The sequence below is a fragment of the Psychrobium sp. nBUS_13 genome, from assembly GCF_051201665.1.
Lineage (GTDB): Bacteria > Pseudomonadota > Gammaproteobacteria > Enterobacterales > Psychrobiaceae > Psychrobium.
The window spans coordinates 4,234,566-4,256,502 of sequence record NZ_CP179210.1; the positions used below are offsets into that span (position 1 = coordinate 4,234,566).

General features: G+C 38.5%; 19 protein-coding genes and 2 pseudogenes. 12 read left to right on the forward strand and 9 right to left on the reverse strand.

From position 1 onward, the window contains the following. The first annotated feature begins 7 nt into the window (after window positions 1-7). From ACMAZF_RS19795 to ACMAZF_RS19805, 3 genes are read left to right on the forward strand one after another with little or no spacing between them, the layout of a single operon-like run. Window positions 8-1,867 carry a hypothetical protein gene (locus tag ACMAZF_RS19795; RefSeq protein WP_435275420.1) on the forward strand — a complete coding sequence of 620 codons (1,860 nt, stop codon included), beginning with the start codon at window positions 8-10 and terminating at the stop codon, window positions 1,865-1,867. Continuing rightward, on the forward strand, window positions 1,860-3,731 hold the full coding sequence (locus tag ACMAZF_RS19800) for a hypothetical protein (protein ID WP_435275421.1): 1,872 nt from the start codon (window positions 1,860-1,862) through the stop codon (window positions 3,729-3,731). Before ACMAZF_RS19795 ends, ACMAZF_RS19800 begins: the two co-directional genes overlap by 8 nt. A gap of 49 nt (window positions 3,732-3,780) precedes the next feature. Next, window positions 3,781-5,931, forward strand: a complete 2,151-nt coding sequence (locus ACMAZF_RS19805; RefSeq protein ID WP_435275422.1) for an alpha/beta hydrolase family protein — start codon at window positions 3,781-3,783, stop codon at window positions 5,929-5,931. A gap of 62 nt (window positions 5,932-5,993) precedes the next feature. Here ACMAZF_RS19805 and ACMAZF_RS19810 read toward each other — a convergent pair whose 3' ends face one another. Together ACMAZF_RS19810 and hemN are read right to left on the reverse strand one after the other, a co-directional pair. Next, window positions 5,994-6,734: a hypothetical protein gene (locus ACMAZF_RS19810; RefSeq protein WP_435275423.1), complete on the reverse strand. Its 741-nt coding sequence runs from the start codon at window positions 6,732-6,734 to the stop codon at window positions 5,994-5,996. Between the two features lie 391 nt (window positions 6,735-7,125). After that, window positions 7,126-8,496: an oxygen-independent coproporphyrinogen III oxidase gene (hemN, locus tag ACMAZF_RS19815; RefSeq protein WP_435275424.1), complete on the reverse strand. Its 1,371-nt coding sequence runs from the start codon at window positions 8,494-8,496 to the stop codon at window positions 7,126-7,128. 133 nt (window positions 8,497-8,629) lie between these two features. On the opposite strand from hemN, the gene ACMAZF_RS19820 reads away from it, so the two are divergent. The 8 genes from ACMAZF_RS19820 to ACMAZF_RS19855 all read left to right on the forward strand — a co-directional run bounded on the left by ACMAZF_RS19820 (window position 8,630) and on the right by ACMAZF_RS19855 (window position 16,199). Then, complete coding sequence (locus ACMAZF_RS19820) at window positions 8,630-9,220, forward strand: TetR/AcrR family transcriptional regulator (RefSeq protein WP_435275425.1); 591 nt, start codon at window positions 8,630-8,632, stop codon at window positions 9,218-9,220. Window positions 9,221-9,342: 122 nt separating this feature from the next. Further along, window positions 9,343-10,320: a GTP 3',8-cyclase MoaA gene (gene moaA, locus ACMAZF_RS19825; protein ID WP_435275426.1), complete on the forward strand. Its 978-nt coding sequence runs from the start codon at window positions 9,343-9,345 to the stop codon at window positions 10,318-10,320. Between the two features lie 13 nt (window positions 10,321-10,333). Continuing rightward, window positions 10,334-10,585, forward strand: a complete 252-nt coding sequence (moaD, locus tag ACMAZF_RS19830; RefSeq protein WP_435275427.1) for a molybdopterin synthase sulfur carrier subunit — start codon at window positions 10,334-10,336, stop codon at window positions 10,583-10,585. A gap of 2 nt (window positions 10,586-10,587) precedes the next feature. Next, window positions 10,588-11,058 carry a molybdopterin synthase catalytic subunit MoaE gene (gene moaE / locus ACMAZF_RS19835; protein WP_435275428.1) on the forward strand — a complete coding sequence of 157 codons (471 nt, stop codon included), beginning with the start codon at window positions 10,588-10,590 and terminating at the stop codon, window positions 11,056-11,058. A 4-nt stretch (window positions 11,059-11,062) separates the two neighbouring features. Further along, a complete protein-coding gene (gene modA / locus ACMAZF_RS19840; RefSeq protein WP_435275429.1) occupies window positions 11,063-11,812 on the forward strand; it encodes a molybdate ABC transporter substrate-binding protein in 750 nt (249 codons plus the stop codon). Further along, window positions 11,805-12,476, forward strand: a complete 672-nt coding sequence (gene modB / locus ACMAZF_RS19845; RefSeq protein WP_435275430.1) for a molybdate ABC transporter permease subunit — start codon at window positions 11,805-11,807, stop codon at window positions 12,474-12,476. The genes modA and modB overlap by 8 nt, the downstream gene beginning before the upstream one ends. A 465-nt stretch (window positions 12,477-12,941) precedes the next feature. After that, window positions 12,942-13,745, forward strand: a complete 804-nt coding sequence (locus ACMAZF_RS19850) for an ATP-binding cassette domain-containing protein (protein ID WP_435275431.1) — start codon at window positions 12,942-12,944, stop codon at window positions 13,743-13,745. Window positions 13,746-13,859: 114 nt separating this feature from the next. Further along, window positions 13,860-16,199 (forward strand): YgiQ family radical SAM protein, encoded by a 2,340-nt coding sequence (locus ACMAZF_RS19855; protein WP_435275432.1) that lies wholly within the window; start codon window positions 13,860-13,862, stop codon window positions 16,197-16,199. Between the two features lie 624 nt (window positions 16,200-16,823). Here the strand turns inward: ACMAZF_RS19855 and ACMAZF_RS19860 are convergent. The 5 genes and pseudogenes from ACMAZF_RS19860 to ACMAZF_RS19880 form a co-directional block, all read right to left on the reverse strand. After that, a complete protein-coding gene (locus tag ACMAZF_RS19860; RefSeq protein ID WP_435275433.1) occupies window positions 16,824-17,645 on the reverse strand; it encodes a hypothetical protein in 822 nt (273 codons plus the stop codon). A gap of 151 nt (window positions 17,646-17,796) precedes the next feature. Next, window positions 17,797-18,105 (reverse strand): annotated as a pseudogene (locus ACMAZF_RS19865) (transposase); the annotation flags it as partial. Between the two features lie 162 nt (window positions 18,106-18,267). Then, a pseudogene (locus ACMAZF_RS19870) lies at window positions 18,268-18,706 on the reverse strand (IS5 family transposase); the annotation flags it as partial. 110 nt (window positions 18,707-18,816) lie between these two features. Then, window positions 18,817-19,476, reverse strand: a complete 660-nt coding sequence (locus tag ACMAZF_RS19875; RefSeq protein WP_435275434.1) for a helix-turn-helix transcriptional regulator — start codon at window positions 19,474-19,476, stop codon at window positions 18,817-18,819. Between the two features lie 104 nt (window positions 19,477-19,580). After that, window positions 19,581-20,474: a LysR family transcriptional regulator gene (locus ACMAZF_RS19880; RefSeq protein ID WP_435275435.1), complete on the reverse strand. Its 894-nt coding sequence runs from the start codon at window positions 20,472-20,474 to the stop codon at window positions 19,581-19,583. Window positions 20,475-20,585: 111 nt separating this feature from the next. Here ACMAZF_RS19880 and ACMAZF_RS19885 point away from each other — a divergent pair, with 111 nt between their 5' ends. Then, window positions 20,586-20,975, forward strand: a complete 390-nt coding sequence (locus ACMAZF_RS19885; RefSeq protein ID WP_435275436.1) for an isochorismatase — start codon at window positions 20,586-20,588, stop codon at window positions 20,973-20,975. 183 nt (window positions 20,976-21,158) lie between these two features. Here the strand turns inward: ACMAZF_RS19885 and ACMAZF_RS19890 are convergent, their stop codons facing one another. After that, entirely contained in the window at window positions 21,159-21,470 is a 312-nt protein-coding gene (locus ACMAZF_RS19890) for a hypothetical protein (protein WP_435275437.1), read from the reverse strand. A gap of 45 nt (window positions 21,471-21,515) precedes the next feature. Further along, window positions 21,516-21,935, reverse strand: coding sequence for a helix-turn-helix domain-containing protein (locus ACMAZF_RS19895; protein ID WP_435275438.1), 420 nt, complete (start codon window positions 21,933-21,935; stop codon window positions 21,516-21,518). Window positions 21,936-21,937 lie beyond the last annotated feature (2 nt).

Here is a 21,937-nt window from a genome sequence, read left to right on the forward strand (position 1 = left end):
AATTATTATGTTTGATCTATTTTTGAGCGAGTTTAAACGCTATCGCTTAGTAGCGCTTGCCGCCTATTTTTTACAAATCTTGTGTTGGATTATCATCGGTAAAATGATGATAATTTTACAGCCAATCTACTTTAAACACGCTATTTTAATGCTGTGTGCTTTAAGCGCAGGTGTGGGTATTGGCGCTGTGCAAATGCTATTACATAAGCGTAAAAACCATTGGACCTATTTAATACATCGACCGTTATCAATGTCCAAAATTCATTTAGCGCTAAGTGCAGCAGCGCTTTGCGTTATTTTCACTGGTTTTATCTTTCCTTTTATTAGTGTAGTGGCATACCTAGATTTAATGACCAATAACGTTGTAGACGTGCGCCATTATTTAATGTGCGTCGAGATGATGTTAATTGCGGCAACGGCCTATTTTATTACAACTTACGCTGTTTTATCGCCTTCAAAATTGGTGATTATGTCGTTATGGATGGTGGCGTATTTGTGCGCTAGAAACACCATTCACGCTAACTACATGTTGTTATATGCCGCTATTTTTTGTGGCTTAAGTTTTTACATGTCTCGTTGTGCTTTCAAAATAGATCTGTCAGTTTTTTCCAGTAAAAAACCGATGATTGTTTTGATGAGTGTAGCAATGCAACCACTGCTTTTTTGGATATTAGGCAGCTTGCAAGCGATTTATTATCACGTGCCAATGAGCATAATGGGCATTCACCCCAATAAAGATTTAACAAAAGATAGTTACTATTCTTTTGTTCGCAGCGATACCAACCAACAGTTTGCCGCATTGCTTGCCAAAAGTGATAGCGATTTAGCGCCAGCTTTAAATAGACAACTGAGTTTGGCTAAATTTAAGAGTTTTGGATTGCGAGAGCGTGTTGATGTAGCCAAAGGTCAACTATTTACCAGCGATCGTGGTTATGAAATATGGGATGAAAACAACAATATATGGGTGTTTTCCCATGACAAAATGGTGTTTGAAGGTCGTCACGTTAGAACCGATGAACAAGCTGGATTTTTGACGAGAGCAGGTTTTGTAGCAGCGTCAGAAAAAATAACACCGCTACAGCAATTTGAATATGTGCCTAATATTATTAGCTCACAGTATATCTACACCCAAAACACGCTGTTTAATATTGATTTTAAAGCGCAAAAGATAACGCCTATTTACACACTGTCAGGGGATGAAATCTTCGCGGGCTCACCGGTATCGGCTTTTGATCTCACGCTACTTAGCACCAACAAGCGACTTGTTTTATTCAATAAAACCGACTTTTCGACGGCATCAAGCCTTATTGAACCATTACATAGCGTGAATTTGCCAATAGCATTAGAAAACAACATGCATGTTGAAATAAGTCAGATGACCGACGGTTATTTATTGTTATTTAACAGCTCTCACTTCTTTGGGTTTGAAGAAGAAGGCAGTGAACTGATTTATGTTACGCATGATAACGACATTACTTCACTTGCTGTAAAACAGTTTGATATTCGTCATCAGTCTCGTTTACTGACCGAACAGTATTTCACCCTATCTCCTATCGTGTCTAATGTGATTGAGTTTTCGCTAGGGCGTATTCTTACCACCATCAAAACCACACCAGAATCGATGAAGTATTTCTGGCAACGCAGCTACCCGCCGAGTATCTGGGAATTTTGTATAAGCATGGCGTTATTTTCTGCGCTAATTACCTTAATTATTGCTAAACGCCTACCGATGTCTCCAAGCAATCGTTGGCTATGGGTCGCTTTAAGCTTAATTGGTGCACTACCCGCATTAATTGCATTTTTGATTCTTAATGACTGGCGCGATGCACTGCGCAACGACTTCAAACAGGAGACATCACATGTTTGATCTATTTAAAAACGAACTAAATCGTTTCAAGAAGATAGCCTTTATATTCGGCTTTGTGTTGATGGTATGTTGGGCCTATGCGTCAACGTCTATTGCGCTGACCGAAATGAAGACGATGAAAACATTTTCGGTGTATCTTATTGTGATTGCTGCCAGCTTTATATTTGGCGTGACACAAATGTATTTGCATCGCCGAAAGGCACAATGGACTTATTTAGTACATAGACCTATTGCGACCAAGAATATTCATCTTTCGCTGATTGGCGCTGGTGCATTGTTGTTAGTAGGCGCTCTAATACTCCCTTTTATTATAGTAACGTTAGGTTATGATCTGACGACTAATATGGTCATTGAAGGAAGATATTATCTATGGATATTGCATCTGTTATTTGTATCGATATCGAGTTATTTCATCGGTAATTACGTTATTTTATCTCCTCACAAAGCCGCAATTTTAAGCTTTAGTTGGATCATTCTCATCACGGGCTCACGCGATATCGTGAGCAGTGGAGTCCTTATTGGTCTAGATATATTAACTTTATGTATTACGTTTGTTTTATCAATAATATCGTTCAAAGTTAATCTCTCTGAACAATTTAGCGACAAGAGACTTGTGCTATTTAGTGCACTTGCACTGCAACCTTGGTTTGCTGCCGTTATCATTTTCATGCAAGTGACCTATTATCACTTTCCATTAATGCTGATAGACAAACATCCCGATCAATATTCGCAAGGTCAGCATGCTGGATACTACAGCGAAGTGTGGCGCTTAAAAGCTTCTCAATTGGCTGAAAAGTTTATTTATGATGATTACCTGCAAAAGGAACAATTGGTAAAACGCTTAGAAAAAACAGAAATTCAGCGATTAAACACAAGATTTGTCCCGAAACAATTGATAGGCCAAATACAACACCAAGATAAGCAATTTGCTCTTAATGATTCCGTTAACAAAACTCAATGGGTATTTTCTCATCAAAAAGGCGTGCTCGTTGGTCATCACCTGATCACAGATAAGCCGGTCGGTTTTGTTGGCGCACAGGGTTTCTTAGCAGCAGATGCCACAATCAATGAGAAAGATAGATTTGGCGGTGTTCCAAGCGTTTTGTTTAATAAGTTTATTCAAACAAATGACACCATTTATGTCGTCGACTTTTCACAACGTGAAATTGAGATTAAACATCAACTTACCAATGGTGAACAATACCAAAGTAATGTTGCACCTCAACAATCGGGTGATTACTACTTAGTTATTTCAAATAAATCTCTCTATGCATTTAATTATGGACGTTTTGACGAAGCCAATGAATACACCCAGCCCGCTTACGTGATAGAGCATCCATACCCTTACAATCCAACATTAACCATTCGATATACTGATCTTATTGACGGCTATCTTTTGGATTATCAAAGCAGAATGCTTCATGGTTATAGAAAACCGGGATATGGCCTCCTTTATGTGAAACATGATGGCTCATCAGAACTACTGGCGACACATTCTTTTAAAGGCTATCGACCAATCCCATCATGGATATCAACGCAAGATTATTGGATATCACCTATTGTTGTTGGTTTAGGTTATCGTTATTTAGAATCGTTAACGAGACCGTCATACAAAGACTCTTTTATGTCAATAGACGAAGTATTTGAAGCTTATCCGCCACAAACATACTATCTCATCTTGTTTGCAGCGATATTCAGTGCCCTGATGACTTTGTTATTGGCACGAAGAATAAAACTGTCCACCAGCAATACGTTGATGTGGTGCATACTCAATTTAGTTTGTGCTCTGCCAGGACTATTAGCATTTCTCTTTATGACTAACTGGCGTGAAGCGTTATTCGCCGCCAAACACAATCCCAACTAATCATCATTAATTCTTGATGCTGCCAAGCAGCATCAAGCGAGTAAACATTATGAAATCATTATCAAAACTATTAAGTATTTTGAGCCTGACTGCTGCGTGTTTATCAGGATCAGCTCATGCTATTTTCATTGTTGAGTTAAATGAAGAACTCACTGACGACGCTGTTTATTCATCACCGTCAACGCTTGAAAAGCAAATTACCATTAGCCAATCAAAGCCAATACCTAAGCTACATGACTATCAAACTATTTTTAATGCCAGCAACATTTATGGTGTGTCATTGTCCCCAAATGGAAAGTATTTAAATTACTTTGAAAAAAGTGGGCCAGATCATAAGCGTATTGTTTCACTGTGGATTTACGATATTGCCGCTAAAGCATCTCATAAACTCTTCAGCACCAAACAATTATCGAATGTGAGATGGACTGTCGATAGCCAATCAATGTTCTTTGAAACGCGTAAAAACATTGCAGTTGTTGGCGTAAATAAAGGTAGTGCTCCGCAAATATTGTTCGACAAAAATAATCGCTATCATGACAAAATTATTAGTGATGATAATACCTTCACCAATAGTGTTATTGTGCGCCGATGGCATTCTGAAACTAAGCAGTATCAGGTACTTCGTGTAGAGAACAATGGTAAAGAGTCTATTATTTATCAAACGCCACACCGCTTCTCAAGTTTTGGGTTAGATGCTGCCGGAAATCCTTCTATCCTATCCCGCTACAATGAAGAAGACGGCAACAAAGGTGAAAAATACATTATTGATATTGCCGACAAGCAAGAAAAAATACTGTGGCAGTGTGAATGGGATGATCAATGCGGTGCTATCTATTTCGATAGAAAACGACAAAATCTATTGTTAATCTCAAATTATCAATCAGATCTCACTCGACTAGCACTCATTGATTTGTCATCTAACAGCGTAAAAACAGTGCATTGCGACCCATTAAATCGCGCCGATTTATCCGATGCTGTATTTCAATTTGATCAGAAGAAAAAATTAATTAGTGCGCCTATTATTAGTTATCACGGTGACTACATAAAAAACCATTCAGATAACAAAGAATTACAGCAGCACATTGATTTTATAGAGAAAAGTTTAGAAACATCGTCAATGCGTATTAGAGCATCACTGTCACAAGATATTAATCAACAACCTTGGTTAATCATAGATAATAACAATGCATACAGCTCGTTACGCTATTACCTATATCAACCAACAACCAAAACGTTAACACGCCCTTTAAAATCAATTGTTGAACAAGCGAATGTAAATAAACCAATGCTTAAACAACATGATATTGCTGCAAAATTTCCAATGCATTACACGAGCCGCGACGGCTACCATTTACAAGGATATTTAACCTTGCCTTCTGGCGTTGATATCAGCAAAGCACCACTAATCACCAATGTACACGGCGGCCCATGGAGCCGTGTAACCGACAAATATCAACGCTCAACGCAATTGTTAACTAACCGTGGCTACATAGTATTTGAACCAAACTTTCGCTCATCAACTGGCTTTGGTAAAGACTACCTTACTAGCACAAAGGGCGAACATGGTGATGGGCGAATTCAGCGCGATATCATTGATGGCGTTTACTATTTATTAAACAATAATGTCGGCGATAAAAATCGATTAGCTATTGTTGGCCATTCATTTGGTGCTTACAGCACACTTGCCGCATTAGCTTATACGCCAGACTTATTTCAAGTGGGTTTTGCTGGTGCACCGCCTCATGATATTGGCCGTTCAGCCATGTATTATTACCGGTTTACAAAGCAAACCAATAAATATAATCGTGAATACTTTATGAAACAGCTGGTCATTGACTGGGATGATAAAGAATTAATGGCCAAGCATTATGAAAAATCACCAGCAGCACACGCAAAGCATATTAAAAAGCCGCTAATTATGTGGGCAGGAAAAAACGACCGCCGCGTGTTTATTGCCGATGTTAAAAACTACGCGTTAACGGTGGAAGAAATGAATAAAAAGGTTAGCTTATTCGTCGATCCGAAAGCGATGCATTCACCATCAAGCAAAGTCGGTATCTATGCTTATCAATACTTACTTGAAAAGTCGTTAGCCGATAATATTGGCGGTAAACTAAAATCAATCGATCCAGTAAAAGATAAAAAACTATGGCGCTTTATCAACAAGAATATGGCTATCGACCACAATAAATTATTGTAATAAGTGTGCGCCAATTGCTATCTAATTTTCGTAATTGGTATCACATCGGCGCATTTATTTAATCAGTAATAAGTGTCGTCTTTTGTAAAGGTACCGGGAGATATGGCATTCACAAATGTCTTAAAACTCAATATCCACAAACATATCAAACCAAAAATATATAAGTACGTATTTTGTGTTTGAAAAGCCCTAATACGCGGTTTCAATAAGCGATATGACAACAACATTCTATCGTCAGACTTAAGCTGATAAATAACACCTTCTTGATGCCACACATTGATCTGAGCACCGCTAGGGTATTCTTTCTTGATGGTTTGACACATGCGATGGTTGACATCAAATGCCGCAAATAAGTCAGATCCCGATGATAATTCTAAGTCGATATAGCGACGAATATTTCCTGTTTCTTCATCTTCCACATCAGTCACCACGCAGCGCATGTCAGACACGGTCGTATTGTATTGCCGAACATTGTCTAATGAAGTGACCCAATATTCGTTGCCGATTAATGCCAATATACACAAAGTAGCCGCCAGCACGGCAGTGATCACAAAACGTCGACGTTTTTTATGCCCATTGGATTTGAAATCGACAAAAAATGTATCAGCTTCATCATCATCGCTGTCATCATCATTAAAACCACTAAGATGTTCGGTATTACTGCCGTGTAAGTTGCCACACAGGCGACGACGTTCTATTTCATTAACTAATGCATCAAAGTTCTCAGGATAACGCTCGGCGTCAATACGGCGTCTTGTTTCCAATAAGTCTTTAAGAGAATATGTGGTGTAATCAAGCTTCAAAGCATTAATCCGTTTAAAATCATCGCGCTATCATAGTATAAACAACCCACTCATCCAACAGTTGACTTTTCAATGCTACCTTTACTAACTTCATGACAAACTTACCGAAAAATATCCAAAACAGAAATATTATTATCAGTTTAAAAATTCTCTCTTTATTGATGTAGCTTTGATAACGCAGATCATTTTAATTGGTGATAACGATCTAAAGCAGTGAACGGTGAGGGCGAGTTGATCACAGTCATCTTGCTGCTTTTGTGGATCAAGATTTTTTCTTTTTGAAATGAGTTCTTCGAGAGTGTATTGAGAAAAGTCCATTTGCGTTAAAAATCCAAAAAAACGCTTTAGTTAGGAAATGTAACTGTAAGCTAAAACGCTATATTTGGTTTAATTAGATAACTCTTGAAAACTGCTGCTGACGGGCTCTATCGCGTAAATAAACATCAAAACACATGCAGATATTACGGATTAATAATTCACCTTTCGGTGTGACCTTTAATGAACGGGCATCATATTCAACCAATTTATCGTCGATAAACGTTTGAAGTAATTGAAGATCTTCTTTGAAGTATTCTTCAAAGCTAAGATCCCATTGCGATTCTATCGATCCAAAATCTAATTCGAAGTGACAGATCAATTGTTTGATCACTGCTCGGCGAATAAAGTCATCTTCTGCTAAGCCAACACCTTTCCATAATGCATTAGATCGTTCGTCGACGCTGGCGTAATACTGCTTAATATCTTTTTGGTTTTGTGCGTAACAATTACCAATTTGACTAATAGCTGAAACACCTAGCCCTAGAAGATCACACTCAGGCTGCGTTGTATAGCCTTGGAAATTACGGTGTAATTTACCGTTGTTTTGCAAAATAGATAACTCATCGTCAGGTTTAGCAAAGTGATCCATGCCGATGTACTGATAGCCAGCAGCAACCAACTGATTAATGGTATTTTCTAAGATTTGTAATTTTTCACGAGGAGACGGCATGTCTTCTTCTTTTAATTTACGCTGCGCGGCAAAAATTTGCGGTAAATGCGCATAGTTAAAAACAGACAAGCGATCTGGCGATAACTCAATAACTCGATCAATTGTTTTCGCGAATGATTCAGTGGTTTGATGCGGTAAGCCGTAAATTAAATCAATGCTGGTGGACACAAATCCAAGCTCACGAGCACGCTCAATCATCGCAAAAATAAATTCTTCACTTTGTTCACGATTAACGGCGACTTGAACATCTTTATTGAAATCTTGCACCCCTAAACTAATGCGGTTAAAGCCTTCGTTACGCAAATTATCTAGGGTGTCTAATTCAATTTCACGTGGGTCAATTTCAATCGAGTATTCACCAACATCAGCAAAATTGAACTCTTGGCGTAATAAATTCATTAATGAAGATATTTGTTCTTTGGTCAAAAAGGTCGGTGTACCGCCGCCCCAGTGCATCTGAGTCACAGTTTGATGCTTAAATAATTGAGCACGCGCCGTAATTTCTTTGGCTAAGAACTCTAAGTACTGATCAGCTTTATGGGCATGGCGAGTAATAATTTTATTACAGCCACAGTAGTAACAAAGCATGTGACAAAACGGGATATGAATATAGAGCGATAGACTTTCATTGTTGCTATTAGTGACGGCTTGAACAAAGTCATCTTCAGCAAATTCTTCGCTAAATTCGAGAGCAGTTGGATACGATGTATATCTTGGACCGCTATAATTGTATTTTTCAATTAAAGCCTGATCCCATTCTATTGTTTTATTCACGCTATTGACCAATGTTCACTTAAAGATTAACGTATATTATTAATCAGATTGCGATTTCAAATATTGATCGATCGCAATGACGCACTCAATAATTTGTCTTGACTCCACAAACTCGCAATGGAAGGCATGAAAAATGACATCACGCGCTAATACAGACCAAGAAAAGCAGCAAAAGCACCAAGCAATCATTGATTCTGCCGCTTCACTGTTTCAAGAAAGCTTTATCTTGCCGACCGTTGCGACTATCGCTAAAGATTGCGGCCAAGCAAAAGGAACTGTCTACCTTTACTTCTCAAGCAAAGAAACTATTTATATGTCGTTGCTACAACAGCATTACCAAATATGGTTTGAGCAATTGCAACAAACACTTGCCACTACTCAAAGTTTGGCAGAGCTATTAAATTGCTTTGTGAAATACCCATTAGAAGACCCACTATTTTTTCCATTAGCTAGTTTATCGTGTTCAACATTAGAACCGGGCTGTAATGAACAAATTAAGAATGAGTACTATCAATGGATGAATAATCACGCCAATCAAGTCGCGGCGCAAATAAGTCAACAGTTTCCAATGTTGACTGAAGCCCAAGCACTGGCGCTATTTAGTGATAGTCACGGTCTAATATTGGGACTGTGGCAACAACGACAGCGCCAACAAAATGAAGATTTTCAGGCGCATTTGAAAGCTGCATTAGCAAGATTATGGAAAGGATATTTTGCCAAATAATTTTAGGTGAAATAAAGTGCAGCAAATTCTGTTCTTATACTTTGAAACTGATCCACTGACACCGCAGGCCACATTTGCTATGGTGGACACAGAGTATTTTTTGGCAAACCTTAGGCAAACTCATGCAATTAAGCGATAACCATGGTCGTAAGTTCTATTATTTACGCCTTTCAATTACCGACGTATGCAATTTCAAATGCGAATATTGCCTGCCGGATGGTTATCAACACACCCAAAAACAATGTTTTTTATCCGTTGATGAAATAAGACGAACAGTTGAAAGTTTCGCAGCTGTAGGGACTGAAAAAGTTAGAGTTACCGGCGGTGAGCCGGGTTTACGCAAAGACTTACCACAAATCATTGAAGCGATTGCGGCGATACCAAGCATCAAAAAAATAGCCATGACCACCAATGGTTACAATCTCGCAAAACACGCACAAACATGGAAAGACGCTGGACTAAGTCAACTCAACATCAGTGTCGATAGCTTAACCCCCCATCTATTTAATAAAATTACCGGCGTCAATCGCTTTGACGATGTCATGCGCGGTATTGATAAAGCCCTTGAAGTTGGTTTTGACAAAATTAAACTCAATTCTGTACTCATCAAAGAATTCAACGATAATGAATTACAGCAGTTTTTAGCATTTATTAAGAGCCGTAAAATCGAAATGCGCTTTATTGAATTAATGGAATGTGGTCAAACTGGTGACTTCTTCAATCAACATCATTTGTCTGGCGACGGCATGAAAACCTTTCTACAACAGCAAGGTTGGGTGCAACAACTGCGCGCTAAAGACGACGGCCCAGCGCAAGTTTATTCTCATCCAGACTATCAAGGTAGCCTTGGCTTAATTCAACCTTATGCCAAAGACTTTTGTGATACCTGTAATAGATTACGTGTTAGTGCTGTAGGCAAAATGCATCTGTGTTTGTTTGGTGAAGAAGGCGTGGACATTCGCGACTTAATTCAACACGACGAACAACAACCTCAACTTATTGATCGCTTACAACAAGCGGTGCAAACCAAAAAAGTTAGCCACTATTTACAACAAGGTAATACAGGTAATACACCGCACCTTGCATCTATTGGCGGCTAATCAAGGAATTCTTATGTTATCTATTGTGTTTTTCGCCCAAACTCGAGAAATTATTGGCCAAGGCGGACTAACATTACCCTTTGAATCAGCATTTAGTGATTTAGAAATGCTTCGGGCACATTTGGCTAACACCAATGACAAATGGGATTTGGCACTCACACGAGATAAATTATTGGTAGCAGTCAATCAAGAAATGAGCCCATGGGATACCGAAATAAAAGACGGTGACGAAGTTGCGTTCTTTCCACCGGTAACAGGCGGTTAATCATGATTAGTGTGCAAACAGCTGACTTTGATATATCGGCGCTTTACCAGCAAATCACAGCACGAGAAAACAACCCGCTAGGTTATGGCGCCATCATTACCTTTGTTGGCAAGGTCCGTGACTTTAATTTAGAGCAAGAAGTCAGTGCGCTATCATTAGAGCATTACCCCGGCATGACAGAAAAAACATTGGCCAATATTAGCCAGCAAGCGATGGAGCGTTGGCCAATTGCAACACCGATTATTATTCATCGCATTGGCGAACTAGCGCCTGGCGATCAAATTGTTTATATCGGTGTTGCTAGTGCTCATCGTAAAGCGGCTTTTGAAGCCTGTGAATTTATTATCGACTTCTTAAAAACCAAAGCGCCGTTCTGGAAAAAAGAATCAAATGCAGACGGCGACAAATGGTTAAATGAGCGAGAGTCAGATCACCAAGCGGCTAATAAATGGAGCCAAGATACTAGTGAATAGCACCATGAAATCACTGCTCTTTACTCTATTAATTATTAGCTCATCATCCAGTGTTGGTGAAGAGTTAAAAATCGCGGTCGCAGCCAACTTTAAAACAACTGCACAAAAAATTGTCGATAAATTCTCACAAAAAACTTCACATAATGTAACACTAATTAGCGCATCGAGTAGCGCACTAGCAACCCAAATATATCATGGTGCGCCCTATGATTTATTTTTAAGTGCCGATAAAGAGCGTGCTCAATGGCTAATCGAGAATGCACGTGCAGATGCAGATTCACTAATACACTATGCCACCGGACAACTCGCTTTTTTCACGCAAAAAGAAAAAATAACGTCAGTAGATGAGCTAAAAACAAGTATAAAATCGCAAACAGGTAAGTTAGCAATCGCAAACCCCAAGTTTGCACCTTATGGGCTATCGTCATTAGAATTGATAAAAAGAATAGGCGTTAAAAATGAGGTTTCATCGAAGTTAGTCACAGGTAACAATGTTATTCAAGCCTTGCAGTTTGTCACTAGTGGTAATGCGCAATCAGGCTTTGTATCACTAAGCCAGTTAAAAGAAAATAATCAAACAAGTCATTATTTTGTTTTACCTCGTCACCTTTACCCACCGATTAAACAATATGCTGTAATCACAAAACACGGTAGTTCAAATACAGCAAGTAAAGCGTTTCTTAATTTCTTAACCATACAAAGTAAAACAACTATTTCAAACAGTGGATATTTAATTGGTGACTCCAATGAGTAATGATTTACAAGCATTATGGCTTACCCTAAAACTTGCTATTTTAACCACATTAATCTTACTGTCCATTAGTCCTTTTATTGCGTGGTGGTTGGCAAAAACTAAGAATAAACTACGCCCATTATTTGAAGCATTGGTTGCCCTGCCATTGGTGTTACCACCAACAGTACTTGGTTTTTATTTGCTGCTAGCATTTTCACCTAATTATTTACCAGGCCAAATTTGGCAATCACTCACAGGTTCAACACTCGCCTTTAGTTTTAGTGGCTTGTTAGTTGGTTCAATTATCTATTCACTCCCATTTGTTGTGCAACCGCTGCAAGCTGGCTTTGTCACCTTAGGCAATAAAGAATTAGAAGCTGCTAAAACTTTAGGAATGTCCCGTTGGAATACCATCAAGCACATTATCATTCCCATGACCAAACGCAGCTTTTTACTCGCTGCCGTTATGGGATTTGCCCACACCCTAGGTGAATTTGGCGTGGTATTAATGATTGGCGGCAATATTCCCGGTGAAACACAAGTATTAGCCATTAGCTTGTTCGAACATGTTGAAGCCTTTGAATATCAACAAGCCCACCAAATAGCAGGCGGTTTATTGATTAGCTCGTTGGTGATGTTGGTAGTGATTTATGCGTTTTTACAAAACAAAGATGCTAAAAACTAATTATTACCTCTGACTTCAAAGCGCGGAGGTTCCCGTTATGTATTGCCTTATTTTTATAATTGACCAATAAAAAAATCAGGGACGATTTTTTAATATTTTCCACATGGATGCGGATAAAATATGGTATTGAAAAGTTAATTTTAAAAATGAGATCAGCAATAAGACCAATTGCATTAAATATTTGCCCACTTGTACTTGTTAAAATGAACTAAAATGGCGTTGCTCTCAATCCTAATAGCCAGCTATTAGTCAATCGAGCGCCTTGTTTTAGCTGATTTTCTCTACGCACAACAAGATCACTTACTTAATGCAATTGGTATAAATTTGCGGGGCGCCTTTCTTTTAGTTACTTTTCTTTGGCGACGCAAAGAAAAGTAACTGATGTGCTTGAGCATATCTTCAAGTATGCAGATAATGCCTCGAAGTACATCATAGTTTGCGCCTTAATAAAAAGAAGAGTTTCCAATGTCACTGAAATTAAACATCAAACAACCGCTACATCACTTCAATTTAGACATTGAAGTAGAGCTTACTGTCAGTGGTATTGTCGGGTTATTTGGTGATTCTGGTAGTGGGAAAACCAGTCTCTTGCGAGCGATTGCTGGGCTGAATGAAAAAAGCAGTGGCGACATTAGTTTCAACAACCATCAATGGCAACTGAACCCTGGTCAATTATTAAACAATTCAAAAAAGCATAACGCTCAGATCCCGAATATAGGTATGGTGTTTCAAGATAGCCGCTTGTTTAATCATTTAACGGTTGCTAAGAATTTATCGATAGTTGATCAACTCAATTCATCATCGCGTTTAGCCTCACTCATCGAAGACTTTGGTATTGAACCATTACTTAATAAAGTGTGTAGTTTGCTATCAGCAGGTCAGCAACAACGTGTGGCAATAGTGCGCAGTTTAGTGGCTAACCCTAAATTATTGTTACTCGATGAGCCTTTATCGGCGCTTGATAACAACGCGAAACAGCAGTTGATGTTAGCGCTGAAAAACTATAGTCAGCAGCACCAATTGCCAATGATTTATGTCAGTCACCACATTGATGAAATTGATTATTTATGTGATGAATTAATGTTAATTAAGCAAGGAAAAATCGTCGAGCATGGCGATTGCCATGCCGTGTTAACAAACCACCAACTATTGCCTCATCTTAGCGATGTATTAAGCGTTGATGAGATAACAAAGCAAGTCACATTGCAGTTAAGTGATGACGCTTTTGCTCAATTATCTAGTCATAAAACGATTAGCATCGCTAAATAAATCAACGGATTACCTGTTTAACCCTCGTATTGCTCACATCATCAGCGCCCTTAACTGGTGTTATGTCGGCGTTGTAAGCTATAATTTGCGCACTTTTATTACGCAGAACCCACCATGAAAACTCCAATTGAAAAGCCAACAGCGCCGCCGATTAACGAATATCCACGTTATTGGGCAGAATGCTATGGCACAGCGCCATTTTTACCGACGACGCGCAAAGAAATGGACCAACTTGGCTGGGATAGCTGTGACATCATTATTGTTTCTGGTGATGCCTATGTCGACCATCCAAGCTTTGGCATGGCGGTTATTGGTCGTGTTCTTGAAGCACAAGGCTATCGTGTTGGCATCATTGCGCAACCAGACTGGGATAATAAAGATGCTTTTATGGCGCTTGGTAAACCAAATTTATTTTTCGGGGTAACCGCAGGTAACATGGATTCAATGATTAACCGCTATACGGCTGATCGTAAAATTCGTCACGATGATGCTTATACTCCTAATAATGAAGGTGGTAAACGCCCAGATCGCGCTGTATTAATCTACTCACAACGTTGTCGTGAAGCCTATAAAGAAGTGCCTATCGTTTTAGGTGGTATTGAGGCTAGTCTGCGCCGTTTAGCACATTATGACTACTGGTCAGACAAAGTACGCCGTTCAGTATTGTTTGATGCAAAAGCTGATATTTTATTGTTTGGTAATGCAGAACGCGCGCTCGTTGAATTAGCCTATCGCATTGCTAACAAGGTACCGATTGAAGAAATCAACGACATTGCGGGCACCGCAATTATCGTTAAGGATGTCCCTGAAGGTTTTAGAGAAATAGATTCAACCCGCATTGAAAAACCTAGCAAGGCGATGGTTAAACCAATGATTAACCCGTATGCAACGGAAACGGACTGTAAAAACGATGCTGATAAAGCACCTGAGGAAGCAAAAAATCCTGCTCAGGTTATTACCGTTAGACCTTCTCGTCATGATTCAAATACTACAGTTGTTCGTATTCCATCATACGAAAAGCTAAAGAATGACAAAGTACTATACGCCCATGCTGCGCGTATTATGCATTTAGAAGTTAATCCATATTCTGGACGTGCGTTAATTCAACAGCACGGTGACCGTCAATTATGGGTTAACAAAGCGCCTATTCCATTAACCACCGAAGAAATGGATTTTGTGTTTGGATTGTTTTACGCTCGCGTACCACATCCAAGTTATGGCAAGGCTAAAATCCCTGCCTATGACATGATTAAAACATCAGTTAATATCATGCGTGGCTGTTTTGGTGGCTGTTCATTCTGTTCTATCACCGAACATGAAGGCCGTATTATTCAAAGTCGTTCAAAAGAGTCTATCTTGGATGAACTTGGGCAGATTCGCGATAAAGTACCGGGCTTTACCGGCACAATTTCAGATTTAGGCGGCCCAACCGCCAATATGTATCGTTTAGGTTGTAGCGATCCAAAAGCTGAAATTAACTGTCGTCATCCATCTTGTGTATTCCCTAAGATCTGTAGCAAGCTAGATACAGACCACAAACACACCATCGATTTATACCGCGAAGCGCGCCAAGTACCGGGCATTAAGAAAATCTTAATTGCCTCTGGCGTGCGTTATGATTTAGCGGTTGAATCGCCAGAATACGTCAAAGAGCTGGTACAACATCACGTGGGCGGTTATTTAAAAATAGCACCAGAACATACTGAAAAGAAAACCTTAGATTTGATGATGAAGCCAGAAATGACTTCATATGACAAGTTTAAAGACATGTTCTATCAATTCAGTGAAGAAGCCGGCAAAAAGCAATACATGATCCCTTATTTCATCTCTGCTCACCCAGGCAGTACCGATGAAGACATGTTGAATCTAGCATTGTGGCTTAAGAGTAATGATTTTGAGTGTGATCAGGTACAGAACTTCTACCCATCGCCAATGTGTAATGCGACAGCGATGTATCACTCAGAAACTAACCCGCTGAAAAAAGTGAAATACAAAAAGAAAGGCGAAGAATTGTTTGTGGCTAAGGGCGAGCGTCAGCGCCGACTGCACAAAGCATTCTTACGCTATCACGATCCAGCCAACTGGCCACTGATCCGCCAAGCACTTACTCGCATGGGCATGAAATATCTGATTGGTACCAAGAAGCATTGTTTAGTACCAGACGAGCACGAAGAAGCACGCGTTGCAGCAACTATGCGTAGCCGTGAGTCGAGCCGTCATGGCAATAAACGTTTTGCGACTAAAAACCCGAAACAGCCAGATATTCGTAACGACAAACCAACTTTTGGTAAGGGTAAAGGAAAATCGGTTTATGGTGACAGCAAAACGACGCCCGTTGAAAAAGCAGCTGCGCCAGCGAAGAAAAAGCCAAAATCTAAAACAAAACCGAATCAACGCAAGCGTTCTTCGTTGTCTGGTAAGCCTGCACTGGGGGCAAGACCAGATAGGGTTTAACAAAATAAGAACATAGATATAATTGATTAACCACTGAAATATAATAAGAATAGCTAAAATCAATAGCTACTCTTATTAATACTAGTTCTAAGTCAATTCACTATTTTTGGGAGCGCCGACATAATATATGAGAGCCAAAAAATTGAATCCAGGAATCAGTCCTAAACATATAGCTAATTTAGTATTCATATGTTTTTTCCTTGCGAGCAAAAAACATAATAAACAAAAACAAAGTGTTTCTATAACCACCAATATAATGGCTGTCTGAAGATTACTATTTGCGAACATTTAGATACCTCATAAATTTATCTAGGATAAGATATAGGGTCTGTTGATCTTTGTGGTTCAAATTTTGTTCAATCTAAAAGGAGTTTGGGCAAGGCATGAGGATTGATGCTGGGTTTACCCCAGTGAATGACGAATAACGCAGCACAAAATACTTTTAGGTGAATCCTACGGACAGCATTTGTTTGTTATTTCTACGGCGTTATCGCCTATTCATGTATTGCTACAGGGATGTAGCTCATTAGGATAATGCAGGAGCTATTATCGAGCCAGCTACACCACATAGGCTCTGCCTTGTAGAAACCCCAAACAAATTGCTGCAAAAATGAACTCAAAAGATCAACAGCCCCTAGTAATGGAGTATTTATATCTTCCTCCACTAGCTCTATGGTGAGTAATGGTAACACCATATCGCCGTGCTCTCTCAATAAAGTCATTCATTCGATCTTTAGTAGTGAAGCTATAGTCTCCAATTAAACTTTCTCCCTGATCAGTAATTCTATTTGAATCAGAATCTTGCGCCGATTTAGGAACATAAGTCAGGGTATAGCCTTGATCTTGCATAGCAGGTGGCCTAAATTTAACAGAACTCCCATCATCAAAAATAAACACAACATTCATATCTCTTAAAACATCTAAGGGATATTTCAATAATGGTAAAGATCCAGCTACCTGAACAGCATTGTGTATATAATAATCTAAAGGGTAATTAGCTTTATACCAATCACTTACAACAACGTGATTACTTGAATTTCTAGCAATATCCCAAGCACTAGCCAATCCACTATCAGCAGGAATATTTATACCCCTAGTAGCTTGTCTTAAATGCCTAACCAATGGTGTTCTATGTAATCTACGCACTTGATTAATTACATCATTAGAAATACGTAAAGTTGACACTTTAAAATCTAATTCTGGATCATTTCCTCCTTTTAATAACCACCTTGCAGATATCTTCCACCCATATACTTTATTTTCTAATACATTTATAACTATAAAGTCATCAACAAACCTTGTACTAGATTCCGTTGTTTTTGAACATACTATATTCAATACTTTTTTATAAGCAGTAGAAGGAGCGCAATTATTACAAACTAAAGTAGTAGCAGATGCACTATAGGGTGTAAGAGAGAGTAGTAAGTAACAACTAACAACTAACAACTAACAACTAACAAAATTCGAACCATATTAATATCCCTTTAAAATAAATTTGGTAAAGGAACCCTATCATTCTCCTTTTTAAATATGAATACGTCTTTTCTCTATGTTTTAAAAAGAAACTACAGCTTTTGTCGGGGCTGTTGATCTTTCTCATTGGTAGCCAAATAACCGAACACGCCAGTGCTAACATGCTTTCAAAGTTAATTTTTAACTTATCGTATCTTGTCGCGATAGCTCTAAAATGCTTTAAGCGAGCAAAGGCATTCTCAACTAAATGCCTATATTTGTATAAGCACCAGTCTATATCTGCATTTCCAATTTTCGAGTTTTGCTTTCTTGGGATAATGGGTGTCGAATTTCCTTCCCGTATTTTATCTCTAATTGCCTCACTATCGTAGCCTTTGTCTGCCACAACAAACTGACTTTGAGGCAATAACTCAATAAGTTGATTGGCTACTTTATACCAATTGCATTAAGTAAGTGATCTTGTTGTGCGTAGAGAAAATCAGCTAAAACAAGGCGCTCGATTGACTAATAGCTGGCTATTAGGATTGAGAGCAACGCCATTTTAGTTAATTTTAACAAGTACAAGTGGGCAAATATTTAATGCATATATGGTATTACTGTCATGAACATCACCACCTGTGATAATAAACTCCAATAGACAAACCATAGCTATCAACAGCTAAGTGAATTTTACTGGTATTTCTACCACAACTTAGCGCAATAGCCTGTTCCTGCTTTGATGCTGCGCCAGTACTATGTTGGTGCGCTTTGACATAACTTCCATCAATAAATTCCCATTCTACATCGCTATCAGCGGATAATGCTTTGAATAACCTCATCAGTATTCCTTTTTTAGACCAAAGCAGAAAGCGACGATAAATCGTGTTCCATAGCCCAAAATATTCAGGTAAATCTCGCCAAGGGCAACCAACACGTAAGCGGTATAAAATTCCTTCCATCGTTTGTCTGTGTTCAAGCTTGTTATAAACTCTATTTTCAAGCAATATAGCTTTTAGCTTTGACCACAACTCATCAGTGAGCATTAATCGGGGCATGGTAATCTCGTAGGGTTTGTTTTTGGGGAAGTAAATTATACGAGATTACCGCTTACGTATAAAATTCAAACAAAGATCAACAGCCCCTAATACATCGCGTATCAAATACTTTAATTCTGAATATCATTAACTAAGATTTTTATTCGCTGGCGCATCAACCACATCGCATAGCCGATAATCAATGACACGAAGATAGTCACCGGCGTTAGTCTATTGTGATAAAAGGCGTTATCTAGATAAATAACAGGCAACCAAATTACCGCTATTGACGCTGCAATAGCGGAGTTTTTACAACTAAAAAACAGTAATAATCCCAATGAAATAATAAACAGGTAATATTTAAAAGGAATGACATAATAGCTATCCTGATTAGCCTGAGCTGACGAAAATGAAATTGAGAAATCCGAAAACCAGCGAATTTCGGCATTAGCAACTTGAGCTTGTTGCACAATGGCTAGATAGCCCAAGCTAAATAGCACTAAGAAACCAAAAATAATCAATAATCCTACATTCTTTCGCCAATCGAAAAATGGATGATTAGTAAAATCAGTGACAGCTATTTTGGATAATTCAGTTTCTTGAATTACTAACTCATCACGTTCAATTTCAAATACCGCCAACAAAGCGTTAAGAGTTTCTAGCGAACAAGTATGACTGTTTTCCACTCGTTGAATCGTTCGCAAATTTACACTGCACAAATCGGCTAAGTGCTGCTGCGACCAACCTTTAGATTTTCGATATTGTTGTACGGCGTTAGGTTTTATTTTCATAGTCATAATTTATTAGTCCAATCACTTAATTAATTGGGCTAATTGTCAGTTATTTTAATAAGATAAGTTACGACAGTTATACGACTGTCGTAAACATTTTCCACCTAGATTAGCGATTTCATCTTGCTATTTATTGCGCCAATAGCTAATTCAACCGCCTTCGGTTTACCACTTGAATAAGCGTGTAATGCGAACACTTCATTTGGTGGTAATTGATAATCAGCAACAACCTTCTTTAGTGCAGGCTCTTGAGCGACGATAAAATGCGGAAGTAACGCAATGCCCGATCCAGCTTTTGCTAACGCTACGACCGTTGGTAATGAATTAGCACGGCGTTGTGGTGTAAAAGACAGATTTAGTGGCTTATTTTTCGACTGAACGTGAGTCAGTTGATGATTCACATGACTTCCTTGCCAGTCATTAGCAATGTAGTTAATTGCCGACCATTCAATTGTAGCACTATCATTAAAGTGTTTATCGATGTAAGTTTGCGAAGCACACAATACATCACGAAACTCGCCGAGTTTGACTTGCCGATAATCACTATCAGGCAATTTTCCCACCCGCACCGCAATATCGATGTTGTTTTTAATCAAATCTTGGCGCTGATCATCGGCAATAAGCACAGGTTTTATTAACGGATGCTCAATCAATAATTCGCCAATAGCTGGCGCTACCACACTATCCATCAGTGCGTGAGGCGCAGTGATGGTAACAATGCCTTGTGCGACTTCTTGCGCCGCTTGAGCTTGTTGCCATGCTTGTTTAGTGAGCTGACTAATCTGCTTGCACTGTTGGTAAAACTCTTTTCCTACTGGAGTTAGTGTCTGACGGCGTGTAGTGCGATTTAACAGGGATACACCAAGTTCAAGTTCTAACGTCTTTAAGTGCTGACTAATAACAGATTTAGACACTTCTAGCGCTTCTGCAGCCTTGCTAATGCCACCAGCATCGACGATTTGGCAGAAAATTTGAATATGGCGTGATTGATTAATCATATTGTTTAGCTTTTAAGAACAATTCTTTCTAAATTACGCTGTTTTTATTTAACTATCTAGTCTCTACACTGTATCCAACATCTGTATTTAATAAGTAAGGGAAACCTATTCATGAGCAATCAATTATCAAACGAGCAAAAAGACGTTGTTTTAGCGGCGGTTAACCAAGCAAGCGAAACGTGGAAAAATTCATTTAACACACAAAACGCTGCTGGTTGTGCAGGTCAATACGAAAGTGATACAGTAATGCACGCACGCCCTTTCGGTACTTTTACTGGCACTACTGAGATTCAAGCATTCTGGCAGAAACTTATTGATGATGGCTTTAAAGACGTTGAATATATCGCACCGAAGTTAGAAGTGATTGACGAAAGCAGCGCTTTATTGACCTCAGGCTGGAAAATGAATAATGCGTCTGGCGTTATCCATAAAGAACTATGGGTATTACAAGAAGATGGCAGCGCTAAGTTACGCGAAGATGATTTTGAAGTACTAGCTTAAAATTTAGATAGAAAGACTAGCGATAAAATATCGTTAGTCCTTTATTGTTGCACGCTTGTATTTTCTACAAGTGATTTTATATAGAAAAATTTATACCAAAAATAATACACAGCAATTGCAGTACCTATTGGAAATGTAAATAAAAGAAGAATTGAAGCAACTGATAGTATTTTTGTTCACCTTTTAGTAGGAGTAGTGTTTTATTTCATCTAGAAATTTAAATAGATTATTTGGGTTAATTCTAGAACAATTCAAGGATAGTCGATTCCAAGAATCAAAAATTTTTCGTTCTAACTCATTAGGTTCTCGATAGCTTCCATTACCACTTGGGTAATCTTTACTGCTTAGGGCTATATTAATATTTTGATGGTTAATAACGACACTCAATATGATTGGCATATTATCTGATAAGCAACGCTGAATAGAATCAAAAAACACTCGTTTATCTAATGATTTTAACTCTACTTCAACATTGTTTAATTGAACTTTTATCATGGCTAATTCCTTTTAGTTTCTATATATTAATCAAAGTTTTGATGTTTATGAAATAAATAACTGAGGAGGTACTCCAAATCTATTTGATAATGCCTTGATATGTTCTAGAGTTAAATTTCTTTTGTTATTCAAAATCATAGATACCATACTCTTACCGCCAATTTCGTTTTTGAAATCTGTGGTATTGAGTTTGTTCTGATCCATTAACACACGTAAAACAGAGACTCCACTATCCAAAGATTCTATGTTTGCATTAAACTCAGAAAACTCTTCTGATTCATTCTCCCATCGCTCAATAGAGAGAGAAAGTAACTCGATTAAGGGTTTCTGCTCATCGTAATCTTCAATGAGTTCATCCATCAATGTCAATGCTGACTCGTAATCTTCTTCATCATGAATATGAGTAAGGAAACCTGCACTTGAAAATAATGATTTTGCTTGTTCTTTTAATCTAGCGACGTTCATAA